This window comes from Phytobacter sp. MRY16-398 (genome assembly GCF_003925915.1).
Classification (GTDB): domain Bacteria; phylum Pseudomonadota; class Gammaproteobacteria; order Enterobacterales; family Enterobacteriaceae; genus Phytobacter; species Phytobacter diazotrophicus.
This window is the reverse complement of the sequence record NZ_AP018756.1, coordinates 3,778,540-3,790,594: the sequence shown is the minus strand read 5'-3', so window position 1 is coordinate 3,790,594 and position 12,055 is coordinate 3,778,540. Positions and strand designations below refer to the sequence as shown.

Annotated in this window: 16 protein-coding genes; 5 read left to right on the top strand and 11 right to left on the bottom strand. The window is 52.2% G+C overall.

What is annotated here, in order from left to right; all coding sequences use genetic code 11:
* Positions 1–2: 2 nt before the first annotated feature.
* Both MRY16398_RS18675 and MRY16398_RS18670 read left to right on the top strand, forming a co-directional pair.
* Positions 3–221, top strand: a complete 219-nt coding sequence (locus MRY16398_RS18675; protein ID WP_125124988.1) for a DUF7940 domain-containing protein — start codon at positions 3–5, stop codon at positions 219–221.
* A 447-nt stretch (positions 222–668) separates the two neighbouring features.
* Complete coding sequence (locus MRY16398_RS18670) at positions 669–1,187, top strand: DedA family protein (RefSeq protein ID WP_108702352.1); 519 nt, start codon at positions 669–671, stop codon at positions 1,185–1,187.
* A gap of 150 nt (positions 1,188–1,337) precedes the next feature.
* Here MRY16398_RS18670 and MRY16398_RS18665 read toward each other — a convergent pair whose 3' ends face one another.
* Entirely contained in the window at positions 1,338–2,132 is a 795-nt protein-coding gene (locus MRY16398_RS18665) for an SDR family NAD(P)-dependent oxidoreductase (protein WP_079496760.1), read from the bottom strand.
* 128 nt (positions 2,133–2,260) lie between these two features.
* Positions 2,261–2,722: a winged helix-turn-helix transcriptional regulator gene (locus MRY16398_RS18660; RefSeq protein WP_125124987.1), complete on the bottom strand. Its 462-nt coding sequence runs from the start codon at positions 2,720–2,722 to the stop codon at positions 2,261–2,263.
* Between the two features lie 152 nt (positions 2,723–2,874).
* On the opposite strand from MRY16398_RS18660, the gene agp reads away from it, so the two are divergent.
* Positions 2,875–4,116: a bifunctional glucose-1-phosphatase/inositol phosphatase gene (gene agp, locus MRY16398_RS18655; RefSeq protein WP_071194649.1), complete on the top strand. Its 1,242-nt coding sequence runs from the start codon at positions 2,875–2,877 to the stop codon at positions 4,114–4,116.
* A gap of 33 nt (positions 4,117–4,149) precedes the next feature.
* On the opposite strand, the gene MRY16398_RS18650 is transcribed toward agp, so the two are convergent.
* The 5 genes from MRY16398_RS18650 to MRY16398_RS31450 all read right to left on the bottom strand — a co-directional run bounded on the left by MRY16398_RS18650 (position 4,150) and on the right by MRY16398_RS31450 (position 7,764).
* Positions 4,150–4,377, bottom strand: a complete 228-nt coding sequence (locus MRY16398_RS18650) for a YccJ family protein (RefSeq protein WP_039078645.1) — start codon at positions 4,375–4,377, stop codon at positions 4,150–4,152.
* A gap of 20 nt (positions 4,378–4,397) precedes the next feature.
* The gene (wrbA, locus tag MRY16398_RS18645) at positions 4,398–4,994 is read right to left on the bottom strand and encodes an NAD(P)H:quinone oxidoreductase (protein WP_039078646.1); all 597 of its coding nucleotides are present in this window, start codon (positions 4,992–4,994) and stop codon (positions 4,398–4,400) included.
* A gap of 382 nt (positions 4,995–5,376) precedes the next feature.
* Positions 5,377–6,255 carry a hypothetical protein gene (locus tag MRY16398_RS18640; RefSeq protein ID WP_039078647.1) on the bottom strand — a complete coding sequence of 293 codons (879 nt, stop codon included), beginning with the start codon at positions 6,253–6,255 and terminating at the stop codon, positions 5,377–5,379.
* A 185-nt stretch (positions 6,256–6,440) separates the two neighbouring features.
* On the bottom strand, positions 6,441–6,944 hold the full coding sequence (locus tag MRY16398_RS18635) for an AP2 domain-containing protein (RefSeq protein WP_052249232.1): 504 nt from the start codon (positions 6,942–6,944) through the stop codon (positions 6,441–6,443).
* Between the two features lie 247 nt (positions 6,945–7,191).
* The gene (locus tag MRY16398_RS31450) at positions 7,192–7,764 is read right to left on the bottom strand and encodes a hypothetical protein (protein WP_039078648.1); all 573 of its coding nucleotides are present in this window, start codon (positions 7,762–7,764) and stop codon (positions 7,192–7,194) included.
* 760 nt (positions 7,765–8,524) lie between these two features.
* Between MRY16398_RS31450 and MRY16398_RS18625 the strand changes: the two genes are divergently transcribed.
* Both MRY16398_RS18625 and MRY16398_RS18620 read left to right on the top strand, forming a co-directional pair.
* On the top strand, positions 8,525–8,698 hold the full coding sequence (locus tag MRY16398_RS18625; RefSeq protein WP_071845896.1) for a con-10 family general stress protein: 174 nt from the start codon (positions 8,525–8,527) through the stop codon (positions 8,696–8,698).
* Between the two features lie 141 nt (positions 8,699–8,839).
* Complete coding sequence (locus MRY16398_RS18620; protein WP_039078649.1) at positions 8,840–9,760, top strand: DMT family transporter; 921 nt, start codon at positions 8,840–8,842, stop codon at positions 9,758–9,760.
* On the opposite strand, the gene rutF is transcribed toward MRY16398_RS18620, so the two are convergent.
* From rutF to rutC, 4 genes are read right to left on the bottom strand one after another with little or no spacing between them, the layout of a single operon-like run.
* Positions 9,761–10,252, bottom strand: coding sequence for an NADH-dependent FMN reductase RutF (gene rutF / locus MRY16398_RS18615; RefSeq protein WP_369944952.1), 492 nt, complete (start codon positions 10,250–10,252; stop codon positions 9,761–9,763).
* Positions 10,253–10,261: 9 nt separating this feature from the next.
* Complete coding sequence (locus tag MRY16398_RS18610) at positions 10,262–10,852, bottom strand: malonic semialdehyde reductase (RefSeq protein WP_125124986.1); 591 nt, start codon at positions 10,850–10,852, stop codon at positions 10,262–10,264.
* Complete coding sequence (gene rutD / locus MRY16398_RS18605; RefSeq protein ID WP_071194646.1) at positions 10,849–11,652, bottom strand: pyrimidine utilization protein D; 804 nt, start codon at positions 11,650–11,652, stop codon at positions 10,849–10,851. The genes MRY16398_RS18610 and rutD overlap by 4 nt, the downstream gene beginning before the upstream one ends.
* Positions 11,653–11,659: 7 nt before the next feature.
* A complete protein-coding gene (rutC, locus tag MRY16398_RS18600; protein ID WP_039078653.1) occupies positions 11,660–12,046 on the bottom strand; it encodes a pyrimidine utilization protein C in 387 nt (128 codons plus the stop codon).
* Positions 12,047–12,055 lie beyond the last annotated feature (9 nt).

Genomic DNA, 12,055 nt, shown 5'->3' with positions numbered 1-12,055 from the left:
AAATGGTTATCGAAAACTGGAAACAATCCTGGAAGCTGTTCTCTGTTCAGGCGCTAGCTGTCGCAGGCGTTATTCCTGCTATATGGGCTGGGCTGCCTGACCATATCAAAGCCATCATTCCTGCTAGCTGGATGGGAAGTATCACCGCACTAGTGGCAGTATGCGGGATTATTGGTCGCCTGGTGAAACAGCCAGCAGCGACGAATTCCAAGACACAATGATGATTTACCTTTCGTTTTAATGATCAGCAAATCATACCTGCCATACCTCTCTTTTCAAAATGCGACTGGATCCACGCAAACTGAGGTGTCTTACTCGTTACCTCATAAAAGGGAATATCATGAAAAAATTCATTATTGCGCTTGTACGCCTTATGTCGGCCTGCGCGTATGTCGAATAATTTATGGACTGTGCTAACTCACCGGGTACGTCAACCGGTATCTGCAATACAGGTTATTGCAAACAACCCGGCGCCGAACGGTATTTAACACCACCATGATACATATATTTCCCAAGGGATTTAAAAGCTGAAGTATGTGCGGAAAAGTTTATTTTTTCTTTTGGGAGATATTTCTCGCGACCCGGTTTGTTGAAGTAATATTTAAGACATCCCCTGTTCAATACGCTAAAAGGGAATGCCCGAAATGCTCACGGACGCCGGAATGAATATGGAGTGGTTGAACAGCCTGCTTGCCCATTTTGCATCACACCCGATGCAGATGTTCGTGTTGCTGTTTATGGTGGCGTTTAGCAAATCCACGGTGCTCATCTCCACCGTGCTTCCCCCGGCGTCGGTGATGCTGGTCGCGGCGCTCTCCGCAAGTCACTTAAGCCTGCCGCCGATCATGGCGTGGCTGGCGGTCACCGCAGGGGCAACGCTCGGTTCGTTGGTGAGTTACCATCTGGGCTTACTGATGACCCATAGCGACCATTTTCATCGCGTGATGTCCCGGCATGAGGAGACATTGCTGCGCGTTCGCAGCAAGTTACAGCGCAATGGCGCCGTGGTGCTGTTTACGTCCCGTTTTATCGCCTTGCTGCGCTATCTCGTTCCGCTTGCGGCAGGAATGCTGCGCCTGAATCCGGGCAAAGTTTATGGCATCTGTCTGCTTTCGTCTGCCATATGGGCCGCGCTGTTTGTCGGGGTAAGTGCAGGTGTTAGTCTGTTCCTGCCGCTACTGTTTTGATGCGAAGCGAAAGAGGTTCCGCTCCGCTCAGATTTACAAAATCCAGGTACCGCCATTCCCACCGTTCTGTGCTGAGGGTATCGCTGGATACAACGGCGTGAAGTAGCGTGAAGCGTTCGCCAGTGGCGGTTGCAACTGGCGATCCGGATATCAAACTATCGGGTAGCGAGAGGCGGGCGTACCGTTACGTGATGCGCTGAACAGCGCCAGACGCGCCTCTTCCCAACGCTGCCACAACTCAAGGTCTTCTACGGGGGGAATGGTCACCAGTTCCCCCTGATCCAGGCCTGCCAGCGCCGCGTCCACCAGATTTTCGGTGGTCATTACCGACCCCGCGGGCAATGAGTCCAGCGTCACGCCGGAGTGTCCCCAAATTTCTGTCGCCGTCGCGGCAGGCAAAACTGCCTGAATACGCACTGCGCTTTCGGCAAACTCCTCCTGCAAGCCACGGGTGAAATTCAGCACCCAGGCTTTGGTGGCGCTGTATACGGCGCTACCTGCCCGGGCGTGAAAGGCCAGTACAGACGCGATGTTGATGATGGTCCCGCGGTTTTGTTCAACAAAGCGTGGCAGGGCCGCCAGCGTCAGGCGCATCAGCGCCGTGGTGTTGAGTGTATTGAGCGCTTCATGTGAATCGGCATCTGAGGAGAGAAACGGCGCGAGATTGGCGGCCCCGGCATTATTTACCAGCAGCTCGATGGCACTGTTTTGCCGTAACGTCTCTTCAACACGCTCAATGCCCTCTGTTTTGCTGAGGTCGGCAACCAGTGTCGTCACGTTGACGCCGTAGCGTTTTTCCAGCGCACTGGACAGCGCCTCCAGGCGGTCAGCGCGTCGTGCCACCAGCACCAAATCGTAATTGCGGGCCGCCAGTCTGTCGGCATAAACCGCACCAATGCCTGATGATGCGCCAGTGATAAGCGCGCTAATGCGTTGCGTAGCCATTCTCATACCTCGTTAAAACGAAAGGGGGATAAAAGGTTTTATAATGAAACAAAATTCAGCATGAGATATTTGGTTTTATAATGCAACCATTTAGCATGGCAAAATGTGCGATCCGGCGACGTGGGTTATTAACGCGTTGATTTATCGATATCAGGATAGCGGGGCGCGATCTCGTCGGGTTGCAGGACGCGGCCATCTTCTGCCAGCAGTTGTAATTTTTGCAACGGCTGGCGGTGCCGGGCATCAACGAGCACCGTACCCTGCTCATCCCCGGCAAAAAGATGCTCATTGCCCCATTGCGACAGGGCAACCAGCACGGTTTGCAGAGCGCGGCCTTTTGCGGTCAACACATATTCCTGCCACGCGCTGCCATCGGAGGCGGGCTGCAATTGCAGAATATCTTGATCGACCAGCAACTTAAGGCGCGTGGTGAGCATATTTTTGGCGATACCCAGACTTTTTTGAAATTCACCGAAGCGTGTCATGCCACGCAGCGCATCACGCACGATCAATAACGACCACCAGTCCCCAACTACATCCAGGGAACGGGCGACGGGGCAGGTGCTGGCTTCAAGACGGGTACGTTTCATATTCACTCTCCGGTTAATGGTTTTATTATAAAACTACTGAGCCCCGTGGGAAAGCGATGTTGTGGCAGGCCACTTCTGTGCCCTAATTCACTGCAAAGCGTTACAAATGTGTCACACTTTCTGTTCACCACTATCAGGATGAGGAAGTCAGGATGAAACAGTCTCTATGGACACTCGCGCTTGCCGCGCTGTTACCGTTCACCACAACCGCGCAGGCAGACACTGTTCCGCAGGGTTATCAGCTTGAACAAGTGCTGATTATGAGCCGCCATAACTTACGTGCGCCGTTGGCGAACAACGGTAGCGTGTTGGAACAATCCACCCCCAATAAGTGGCCAGAATGGGAAGTTCCGGGCGGGCAATTGACTACCAAAGGTGGCGTGCTTGAGGTCTATATGGGCCACTACATGCGTGAGTGGCTGGCCGGGCAAAAACTGGTGACCTCTGGCGAATGCCCGGCACCGGGAACCGTTTATGCCTATGCAAACAGCCTGCAACGTACGGTCGCGACCGCGCAATTCTTTATCACCGGCGCGTTTCCAGGGTGCGATATTCCTGTCCATCATCAGGAAAAAATGGGGGCGATGGACCCGACATTTAACCCGGTTATAACGGATGGATCCGCCGAGTTTGGCGAGCAGGCGATTAAAGCGATGGAGGCGCAACATCAGCACGATGCGCTGGGTGAAAGCTATAAATTGCTGGAAAAAATTGTCCGCTATGACCAGTCACCTTCTTGTAAAGAGAAGCAGAACTGTTCACTGGCGACGGCCACCGATACCTTTAGCGCGTCGGTACAACAGGAGCCTGGGGTTTCCGGACCGCTGAAAATCGGCAATTCACTGGTAGATGCTTTCACGTTGCAGTATTACGAAGGCTTTCCGTTGGATCAGGTCGCGTGGGGCGAGATCAAAACCGAGCAGCAATGGCGTTTGCTCTCGAAGATCAAAAATAGCTATCAGGATGCCCTGTTTACGTCACCTGATGTGGCGCGCAATGTGGCGAAACCACTGGTGAAATACATCGATAAAGCGCTAGTGACCGATGCGGCAAACACGCCGAAAGTGACCGTGCTGGTAGGCCATGATTCCAACATCGCATCGCTGCTGACCGCGCTTGATTTTGCGCCATATCAGCTTCATGACCAGTATGAACGCACACCGATTGGCGGCAAGATCGTCTTCCAGCGCTGGTATGACAGCGAGCGCAAACGCGAGTTGATGAAAATCGAGTATGTCTACCAGAGCAGCATCCAGTTGCGTAATGCGGAGGTGCTGACCCTGAAAGCCCCGGCGCAACGCGTGACGCTATCGCTGAAAGGCTGTCCGATTGACCGTGAGGGATTTTGTCCGCTGGAGAAATTCAATGCGGTTGTGAGCGCGGCGGCGAAATAAAATAATCCCCCGCGCAGGCGGGGGAGAGTCTTATCAAACGTTTTGACGCTCAATCGTTTGTTCACCCCAGAAGAGCGAATCTTTGTCGGTTTTTTCGAAGGCGCGAATCAGAACCTCATCGCTGCCTTCTTCCCAAATTTTTTCGGCCAGCGCCTCGTCGTAACCTGCAACCTCGAAGATCGCTTCGGCAATTTCCGGTGAGGTGTTGCGTAAGCTGGCCCATTCCCCAACGTGATGGGCTTTTGTATCTTGATTAGGCATTCATCTCCTCCTGTGGAAGTTTAGCCGTTCAGTTTGACTGCCAGACCGGCAACATATTCACCCTGGTAACGGGCAATCGCCAGTTCTTCGGGGCTTGGCTGACGCGAACCGTCGCCCCCGGCGATGGTCGTTGCACCATAGGGAGTGCCACCGTGTACCTGAGAAACATCAAACAGCTCTTGCGCAGCGTAACCGATGGGCACAATGACCATGCCATGATGTGCAAGCGTAGTCCATGTGGAGGAAATGGTGTGCTCCTGGCCGCCCCCGGTTCCCGTAGAGCTAAAGACGCTGGCCAGTTTGCCGTAAAGTGCGCCGGAGGCCCACAGCCCGCCCGTCTGGTCAAGGAAAGTGCGCATCTGGCCGGACATATTGCCAAAGCGGGTCGGGGTACCAAAGATAATGGCGTCGTACTCGGCCAGCTCCTGCGGTGTGGCGACTGGCGCATTCTGTGTTTTCCCGCCGGCTTTCAAGAACAGTTCTGCGGGCATGGTTTCGGGTACACGCTTGATAACCACCTCTGCGCCTGACACTTTCTCTGCACCTTCTGCTATTGCATGGGCCATGGTTTCGATGTGTCCATACATGGAATAATAAAGCACCAGCACTTTAGCCATTTTCATCACTCCTCGTTTCGATGTTACCAGACGGCATTTTGCCGCGTTCACTTAAGCGTATGCCCTGGTGGGCAGAGTGCAAATTTGAACGTCATTTCCTTGATTGATAACAATTTGCCCATGGGCGGGTAGCGGTTGCGGTTAACGGCATTTAAAACGCTGCCTAATTCTTTGCCGATGCTGCTCCCGGAAATAAAAAAGCCCCAACACCGGGGGATGAAGGGGCGAACACAATGTCAAGTTAGTTTACTTACCGCCACCGCGCAGGTTTCCCACCTTTGCGGTTTCGATGTGTTAATTCTACTTAAAGTGTTTATCAAGTCAATTAACTATCATTGATTTGTCATTACAAAGTCATTAATAAAGTCTTTTTTGTGCTTTTTTACTGCTTAGGCATCTGAAATTCGAACTTGTCTAAGGTGAGATCGCCTGCTTTCTGAATGGCTTGTGAAAGCTCGGCATAGAATTTTTCGAGACCGTACTCTTTGATTTGCAATAAGGTGGTTTGAATGGGTGCGCAAAAAACGTCAGCGTGACCAGCCGCAACTTTTTTATTGTTCGGCGGTAACTCACCCGTAATCGCTTTAAACCAGGTTCTTGTTGCGCCTTTGAGCGGCGTCGGTGCTTTACTGATGTCATCCTGGCCGATTAACACTTGCATGGTCGGGAATTGATTAGCGAGGACGGCATCCGAGAGATGTGAAAAGAACTGGCTGAACATTTCAAAAGAATTAAGGTCATGCACTTTTGGCTGAGTCGATAACCTGTTTTTATTGCCGATTCTACTTGCGGGGGGTTGAGTGTTAACGGCCGGCGTTGTAGTGTTAATGGTATCCAGTTGGAGATTAAACAGCAGATCACAGTGAACTCTTCGCTCGTTGACATCGGTAAATCTTTCGAGGAACTCTTTAATAAACTGCACAATCGTCTGGTCGTGCATTTCTTTGTTTTTAAGCCATGTTTCACGCATAAACTCACCTGGCTCCGGGTACCAGTCAGGTGTCTTCGTGAGAGGAGGCTTAATCTTGCCTTTGCCATCAAATTCGATGAACTCTTTACCATCACCAAACGCAAAACAGCAGTTTTTGAAATCGGGCATTAACTGACCATCGCGAAAAGCAATGGCACCTTTAATCCAGTGAACCAACTCAGGGGTGATTGAGTAGGTTGTCTCTTTTGAATCACGCAAAACATGACTAAGATCGGCTGGCGTTTTTAAGCCTGGGTCAATACCCGAAATTTCAAGAAAGATGTGTGCCATTTTATAAGTTCCTTGTAGGTTTACCAGGCCACTATAACAAAGATGTTACTTTTCGACCAGTGAAGGGTAAGCCTGGAAATTGTGAAAAAAGATTACGTCTCGTTTTCCACAAAAAAGTGATGAGCCAAGATTAAAGAAAGTCACCACAATGGAACTCAAACAAACGTCTTTTCATTACACATTTTTTACTGCCACTTTTGGCTGGCAGCTTCGTTGTAAGCGCTGGCTGCTTCCTCAATGGTGTCAAAGGTGCCCAGCGCTTTTAATTTGCCATTAACCTGAATATGCGCCCGAAAACGAGAACCTCGCTGAGTTACCCCTTTCACACCTAATTTGTTTCTTTTTCGATGCTGGCGGTAAGCCTGACTGGCTGCGCCAGTAGACTCGCGCAGATTGGCTATCCGGTTATCTCTTTCGCCACGCTCATTTAATATTGCACAACAGTGGTCAATCAAATCAGGTAATACGCCTTTCTCCAGCCACCATATCAGGCGATGCGTGCGATAAAGGTTCTTCTGGAATCGAAAGCGTCGATAGCCGTTATGTACCAATACGCCTATTTCATCGCCGATTTTTACGCGTTTACCCGGGCTGACGGCCCAAAATACGCGGCCTTGTTCAGCATCGTATCGGATTAGCGGTTTGAGTTTAATGAAGGCTGCAATCTCATTCGCGATTTTCTGTTTCACACATTCATCCCTGTTAGCAGACATCTATAAAGTCAGGATAACCAGCTCAGAACAACCAATATGGCGATGATGACGCAAAAGGCTTTAAATGTCTTACGTGACTCGGCGTAAGCGGGATTCGTCACTGTGGTTCTGGTTTTGCCGCGCATTCTTCAATACTCTGAATGGATAAATGCCGGTTATTTTTTTGCGCATTCCGACAAATAAAAAGGCTGCAAAAAAGCAGCCTCCTGGTACAGGGAACGATTTAATGCAAATATCCCTGAACCACACGATTTTTCAGAAGGGCAACCTTACCCGATTTGTACAACACCACCTGATAAAACCCCTGAGAATAAACATCACTTGTTTCGCCATGTTCATCCCGCGCTGCGGGTTTATCATCAATATAAACTTGCTGACCATCGATCCTGACGGTGACCCCATATCCTTTAACGGTCCGAGTCGCAGGTGCGGTATTGATATGGCAGTTGGGGATCTGTTTTTGCTGACCGGGGGTGAGGGCTATGCCTGCGTCGATAAAACGCCGCAGATCGTCGCAGGAAATAGTGTCCCGGTTTTTATGTGCCGCCTGGGCGAATTGCGTTGAATCATGATGATGTTTATATCCCGCCGCCGGTTCGACAGGGTAGAGCGCCTGAGCATTACGCATCGCCTGCGCTTGCGCCTGGGCGTTGATGCCGTTTTGACGGTTCTGTTCAGCGACATAGCATGCATCGCGTGAAATGCCCTGGGCCTCGCAATCATTCATACGTTGCGCAGCGCTTGTGCATCCTGCCAGAAAGGCCACCGGAACAAGTAAAAATAACTTTTTATTCATTATAATCAATAACCTTGCTAATTATTTTAAAGGGTGGCGGTGTTCATTCTTGTGTTGCTATACCCGCCAGGGCTTTGTCGCAGCACTATTACGGAGTGCCTGCGTCTGTAATCGTTCAGCATGCGCAACGTTCAGTACTGGCGCCGCGAAGAAAGTCAGCGAAATGGCGCTTATCGGCAGTTGAATGTTTGCTCATGAGAAAGCAGTTTTACGTTTTTAAAGTCATTAATATGTCTTTTTATGTCGTGCATTTTAGACTTATCTTTTATTTGGTAAAGTCTTTTTGATGCTTATTTTTGTTGTCATTTAAAGTATTAATAAGTCATTGAGTTGAAAGGGTGTGCTTAGTCTGCGGTATCACCGGAACGTTTGCTGTCTGTACCACGCTCTGGATGGCTGAACAGTATCGGTTGGCGCGGCATTGCGTTTATATCTGCGGGAGACAGTGGAGGCGATGTATATCGTTGATTATTATAACATTAATTAAAGATACTTTGCCTGTTGCAATTTGACACATTTTAAACGCAGCCGTTTTTTTAAAGCATAAGAGCGGCTTATCATTATGCTGCTTAAAAAATCAACGATTTGCCCGATTTCCTGTTGCAGGATATTACGATTCACTGACTGATTAACCTTGCTCTACTAAGCTTAGTTTCACGTGGCGAAGACATCGGTACATTGGTGTCGCCGCGCGGTGAAAGAATCCTCTTTTACTGAATGCAGTATGATGTCTAATGTTTCACACAACCGGAGGTCAGAAATGGCAAACCATCGTGGTGGTTCAGGTAATTTCGCTGAAGACCGTGAAAGAGCATCAGAAGCAGGTCGTAAAGGTGGCCAGCATAGTGGGGGTAATTTTAAAAATGACCCACAACGTGCCTCGGAAGCTGGTAAGAAAGGGGGCAAAAGCAGTCACGGTAGCCGCAGCAGCTAGTACTCAGGTGTTGTGGTAACGGTTAATCCTTTTGACTGTTGCCGTCTGCTCGCCGCCGGGTTTTGCCCGGCGGTTTTTTTTGAGTTGAAGAAACTGGCCGCAGGTCGCAAACTAGGCGGTTTCCGTTAACCGGTTTGTAACATGCGTACCTCGCGATTCCAGTTCTCCGTTAAACCCCAGGAAGCGCTCCTGATCCTCATCACCATGTTCTGGGGTGGGACATTCCTTGCTGTGCAATATGCGGTCACAATGAGCGGCCCGTTCTTTTTTGTCGGCCTGCGTTTCGCGACGGCCGCGCTGGCGGTGGCGTTACTCTCCTTTAATGTCCTCAAAGGTATCACCTGGCTTGAAGTTAAGGCCGGTGTCGCCATCGGTGTGGCGATTGCGCTGGGCTATAGCCTGCAAACCTGGGGGCTACAGTCTATTCCCAGCAGTAAATCGGCGTTTATTACTGCCATGTACGTCCCGCTGGTGCCGCTGTTGCAGTGGTTATGTCTGGGACGTATACCGGGGCTGATGTCCTGCATTGGCATTCTGCTCGCTTTTATTGGTCTGATTTTGTTGGCCGGGCCGGACGGCAACATGCTGGCGTTGGGGAAAGGCGAAATCATTACGCTGGTGGGCGCGGTGGCGATTGCCGCTGAGATCATTTTGATTAGCGCCTGGGCCGGGAAAGTGGATGTGCGTCGCGTCACCGTTGTGCAACTGCTGACAGCTTCGCTGGTGGCGTTCGCGGCCATGGCGCCGGCCGGAGAATCCCTTCCGGATATCTCGCCTGCGCTACTGGGGCTGGCAGCGGGGCTGGGCATTTTCAGCGCGATTATTCAGGTCACCATGAACTGGGCACAGCGCAGCGTCTCGCCAACACGCGCTACGGTTATTTATACCGGGGAACCGGTGTGGGCGGGTATATTTGGCCGTATGGCGGGAGAACGCTTGCCGCTGCTGGCTATTCTGGGTGGCGTGTTTATTGTCGTCGGCGTGTTAGTCAGTGAGCTGAAATTAAAAAAGAAAACGGCGCCGATGAAAGCGCCGGAAACGACGGCTGAACCGGAGTCCTGATCAGCAGGCCGGGCGCATCAGCGTATGGTAATGACGATTAAACCACACCAGGCCCTCCGGGGCAGGGTGGTGGATGATAGCTTTAATCTCGCAAAAAAGAATATCGTGCGTCCCCACACTCACCACCTGATTGATATGGCAGTCAAATGAGGCCAGCGCCCCCTCCAGCCGTGGGCAGCCGGTTTCACCGGTTTGCCATTGCGCTGCGGCAAAGCGCTCCGCCATCGCCGTCTTCCCGCCAAATAAGTTCGACAGTCCCTCCTGACCTGCTGCCAGCGTATTTACGCACAGCGCCCGGTTATGATTAAACACCGGCCAGACCGATGCCGCGCGATTCAGGCAGACCAGAAGCGTAGGCGGTGAATCGGTGACGCTGCACACGGCGCTGGCGGTAAACCCCGCCTGGCCGGCTTCGCCATCGGTGGTGATAATATTGACCGCTGCCCCTACACAGGCCATGGCGTCGCGGAATGTCTGTTGATTAATCGCCATCATCACCTCTCAAATAAGCTGGCAAGCGTCGTTGAACGCCAGTCGCGGCAGGCGGCCATACAGCTTGCTGGCATCGCCATAACCAATATTGACCAGCAGATTACTGCGCCAGGGGGTATCGCTGAAAAATGTCTTATCCACCAGCGCGCGGTCGAAGCCGGACATCGGTCCGGTATCCAACCCTAAGGCCCGACAGGCAGCGATAAGATAAGCGGCCTGCATGCTGCTGTTACGAAACGCGGTCTCTTCTGCCAGTTGCGGGCTTGACGTAAACCAGCTTCGCGCGTCGCCATGAGGAAAGAGTTCCGGCAGTCGCTCATAGAATTCGGCGTCCCAGGCGACAATTGCGGTTACGGGCGAGCTGAGCGTTTTGGCCAGATTCCCACTCGATAATGCCGGACGCAGCCGCTCTTTGCCTTCCTCGCTGCGGATAAACACAAAACGTGCCGGGCTACAGTTGGCTGACGTCGGTCCCATTTTGACCAGTTCATAAATCCCGGCGAGTGTCGCATCGCTTACCGGTCTGTCCTGCCAGCCGTTGTGGGTGCGGGCGTCATAAAACAGGGTATTCAGCGCGCTTTGGCTCACGGCTTCACTCATAACAACTCCTTTTCGGCAATGGGCAGTAAGGTTTCCAGCCCGCTGAGTAACAGGGTATTAAAGGCGTCACTGTCGGTGACATTACAGGCGTGCCCACCGCGTTCCATCAGCCGGATTTCACTATGGGGTAACGCGTCGTGTAGCGTTTGCGAACAGGTCCAGGGCACCAGCAGATCGTCCCGTGAACAGATAATCAATACAGGGCAGCGGATCTGCGCTGCCGTGGCGCTAAAATCGGCGCGTTTCAGGGCGTTCAGGCGCCGCAGTAGGTTATGCTCGCCCTGAAAATGGGCGAGGGCGAGGGCTTCCTCCGCCTCCATGCGCGGCGCGTGCTCCTCCAGCCAGTCAGCGGGGTAAAGAAACAGCGGCTGCGCCTCAATCCATGCCTGTGCGCCGCCGGCCTGCAATAAGCGCTCGCGGACGTGAAAACAGCGGCGGGTGTGATCGCTCAGTTGTAGCCAGCCATTGACCAGGACCAGCGCGCTAATGCTATGCGGGTAATCCTGCGCCATTTGTAACCCGACCAGTGCTCCCAGCGCGTGGCCAACCACGCAAAAACGGTCAATGCCCGCCTGTTGCAGGGCGCTCAGCAGTTCTGCGGCCATATCGGCGATACGGTAGCCATCCGGCAGTGTCGCCGGGTTATTGCCGGTGCCGCATTGATCGTAGCTGACCACCTGATACCGGGTTTGCAGGGCCGCCGTTTGCGCCAGCCAGTAGCTGGCATTGCCGCCAAGTCCGGCAATCAACACCACCACGGGTGCGCCCGCAAAGGGCGGTTCACTGAGGATCAGTTTCATGCAAACCTCACTTTGCGATATGCGCGACGGTGGCGATTTCGACCAGTGCCTCCGGCTTGACCAACCCGCACTGAATACAAAAACGGGCGGGTTTATCGCCGGGGAAGAACTCCGCATAAACTTCATTAATCGCGGCGTAATTTTTCCAGTCGGTGATAAAAATACTGTTGAACGTCACGTCCTCCATCGAGCCGCCCGCCGTTTCGATAACGGTGCGGATCGTCTCCAGCACGTGACGGGTTTGCGCCTTTGGGTCGCCGGGGTAGACCACATTATTTTGCTTATCAAAGGGTAGCGTCCCGGAGACATAGACCACGCCATCTGCCAGCGTACCTGGCACAAACGGCGCAATCGGGGTGGTGGTTCCGGGAGGAATAATGACCTGTTTTGGCATGGTGTTCTC

What these genes read in the sequence shown, in the direction of transcription:
- MRY16398_RS18675 (WP_125124988.1), top strand. Translation starts at nt 3, where the DNA reads ATGGTTATCGAAAACTGGAAACAATCCTGGAAGCTGTTCTCTGTTCAG.
- MRY16398_RS18670 (WP_108702352.1), top strand. Translation starts at nt 669, where the DNA reads ATGGAGTGGTTGAACAGCCTGCTTGCCCATTTTGCATCACACCCGATG.
- MRY16398_RS18665 (WP_079496760.1), bottom strand. Translation starts at nt 2,132, where the DNA reads ATGGCTACGCAACGCATTAGCGCGCTTATCACTGGCGCATCATCAGGC.
- MRY16398_RS18660 (WP_125124987.1), bottom strand. Translation starts at nt 2,722, where the DNA reads ATGAAACGTACCCGTCTTGAAGCCAGCACCTGCCCCGTCGCCCGTTCC.
- agp (WP_071194649.1), top strand. Translation starts at nt 2,875, where the DNA reads ATGAAACAGTCTCTATGGACACTCGCGCTTGCCGCGCTGTTACCGTTC.
- MRY16398_RS18650 (WP_039078645.1), bottom strand. Translation starts at nt 4,377, where the DNA reads ATGCCTAATCAAGATACAAAAGCCCATCACGTTGGGGAATGGGCCAGC.
- wrbA (WP_039078646.1), bottom strand. Translation starts at nt 4,994, where the DNA reads ATGGCTAAAGTGCTGGTGCTTTATTATTCCATGTATGGACACATCGAA.
- MRY16398_RS18640 (WP_039078647.1), bottom strand. Translation starts at nt 6,255, where the DNA reads ATGGCACACATCTTTCTTGAAATTTCGGGTATTGACCCAGGCTTAAAA.
- MRY16398_RS31450 (WP_039078648.1), bottom strand. Translation starts at nt 7,764, where the DNA reads ATGAATAAAAAGTTATTTTTACTTGTTCCGGTGGCCTTTCTGGCAGGA.
- MRY16398_RS18625 (WP_071845896.1), top strand. Translation starts at nt 8,525, where the DNA reads ATGGCAAACCATCGTGGTGGTTCAGGTAATTTCGCTGAAGACCGTGAA.
- MRY16398_RS18620 (WP_039078649.1), top strand. Translation starts at nt 8,840, where the DNA reads ATGCGTACCTCGCGATTCCAGTTCTCCGTTAAACCCCAGGAAGCGCTC.
- rutF (WP_369944952.1), bottom strand. Translation starts at nt 10,252, where the DNA reads ATGGCGATTAATCAACAGACATTCCGCGACGCCATGGCCTGTGTAGGG.
- MRY16398_RS18610 (WP_125124986.1), bottom strand. Translation starts at nt 10,852, where the DNA reads ATGAGTGAAGCCGTGAGCCAAAGCGCGCTGAATACCCTGTTTTATGAC.
- rutD (WP_071194646.1), bottom strand. Translation starts at nt 11,652, where the DNA reads ATGAAACTGATCCTCAGTGAACCGCCCTTTGCGGGCGCACCCGTGGTG.
- rutC (WP_039078653.1), bottom strand. Translation starts at nt 12,046, where the DNA reads ATGCCAAAACAGGTCATTATTCCTCCCGGAACCACCACCCCGATTGCG.